The following is a 1,935-nucleotide window of genomic DNA, read 5'->3' on the forward strand; positions in this document are numbered from 1 at the left end:
TGGACCAGCGGTGGCCTGAGACGGCTGCCAGCCCATCCGGCCCCGGCCGTTCTGGAACGCATGTTCGGCCTGCCGGTGATCCAGCTTCTCGCCAGCCCGGAGCCCGACAAGGTTCACCAGGCGGCTGCGCCAGCACTGACCGAAAGCGACATTGAAATGACGGCACGAGAGGCCGCGGGGCATGCCTCCGAAGCAGCGGCAAGCACCTTGCCGGAGATGACCATTGACCAGGTCGAAGACGACATAAGGCATCTGGCTGCAGGCTACGGCGCCCTCGCGCTTCCTGATGCCTACCAACAGGCCCGCCTTCTCCTGGAGGTCTCCCAGCGGTACCTCGACCGGACGCGGTCTCCTCGTCAGCAAGCTCGGCTGTATCTCCTTGCAGGCGAGGCTGCGGCGCTCTGCGGCGCCGCGTGTTTCGATCTGTTCTTGCTGCGGTCCGCTGCGCAGTTCGCCCGGACGGCGTTCCTCTACGGGCAGACGATCGAGTTCGGTCCGCTTCAAGCCTATGCGTACGGCGTTCTCGCCTACATCTCCTACTGGCAAGATCGCCCAGCGGAGGCCGTGCGCCATGCGCAGGCAGCCGCCCAGGCCCAGGGAGTCGGCACGGTGGGAAGGCGACGCATCGCCGTCATCGCCGGCCGCGCCTGGGGGCATCTGGGTGACGCGGCATCGGCTCGCGCCGCGATGACGCATGCCGAGCGTCTGACAGATCCATCAGCACGGGATGACCTGCATGACATCGGCGGCGAGTTCGGCATGAGCGTGGAACGCATGCTCATGAGCAATGCCTCGACTTCCCTTCTTCTGAACGATGCCTCGGCTGCGGCGGCGAACGCGCAGGCCGCCCTTGACAGTTACGGGGCGCTGCCCAGCGACCAGCGCCCCGCGATGTCCATTGCGCAGGCGCATGCCGATCTCGCCCATGCCCGTCTTCTGCTCGGGGAGATGGACGGCGTGGCCGAGGCGCTTGACGCCGTGCTTTCGCTGCCGGCCGCGTGGCGAGGCACGGGGATTGTGCAGCGCGTGAACAGCATCCGCCAGAGACTCCTGGTGCCCGCCCTGGGCCAGGCACAGCCTCTACGCGAGTATGGCGACGCCATCGAGGACTGGACCGCCAGGGCACCCGGCCAGCCGCAGGCGACACACCTTGGTCTGCCCCAGCAGGAGAGCTGATCGCGCCAGCTCACCCGCCCGAGGCGTGCCCGGTCTACGTCGAAGCCAGCCGTGCGGCCGTGAGCAGGCCGGCCTCGGCATCCGGGCTGATCCCGTGCTCATCCCAGCGTGGGTGCGCCACCGGTCGGCCGCCCGACTCCATCCACTTCCAGGTATCGAGAACGGTCTCGCGGATCGGCCGTGTCGACAACCCGGCAGCCCGCGCCGCTGACGAGTCCACCGCCCACACGCCCGCGCTCGTCCGCCACAGCGGCAGCTCCGTCCACTGCTTCACCCCAGCGTCCAGCAGGATCCGGTCGGGCACCCACTCGACGATGCCACGGCCACCCGTCACCTCGAGACAGGCGTTCAGAAGATCACCGAAGGTCTCGTCGCCAAGTGCGGTGATGTTGAAGCTGCCATCCTCGGCAGCGGCGGCCCGGTCAAGCGCAAAAGACGCGACGTCGCGCACGTCCACCGGTTGAATCCGGCGGTCCGGCGTCCCGGGCCCCAGGATGGTGCCACCGCGAGCGGCCCGAGCCAGCCACCACGGCAGCCTCCCGACGTACTCGCCTGGCCCCAGGATGACGCCAGGACGCAGAATCACAGAACGGTCATCCCCGAAGGCATGCCGGACCGCTCTCTCCGCGCCGGCCTTCTGCCGACCGTAGTACCAGTCCGGCCCCGTCCAGCCCGGGGGCAGCCGGCCGAAGTCGGCATCCGCATCGGCCGGAGCCTCGAGCAGCTCAGAATGATCGTCCAACGGCTCGTTCGGCCACC

Annotated in this window: 2 protein-coding genes; one reads left to right on the plus strand and one right to left on the minus strand. The window is 68.7% G+C overall.

Translation table 11 applies throughout. The features are described from left to right. Positions 1-1,176, plus strand: a 1,176-nt coding sequence (locus tag AC5LSR_RS12040; RefSeq protein WP_493468461.1) for a hypothetical protein, incomplete at its 5' end; no start/stop codon positions are given. Positions 1,177-1,210: 34 nt separating this feature from the next. Here the strand turns inward: AC5LSR_RS12040 and AC5LSR_RS12045 are convergent. Further along, on the minus strand, positions 1,211-1,935 hold a 725-nt coding region (locus AC5LSR_RS12045), incomplete at its 5' end, for an NAD-dependent epimerase/dehydratase family protein (RefSeq protein ID WP_493468462.1).

This window comes from Protofrankia sp. CiP1_Cm_nod4 (genome assembly GCF_982290645.1).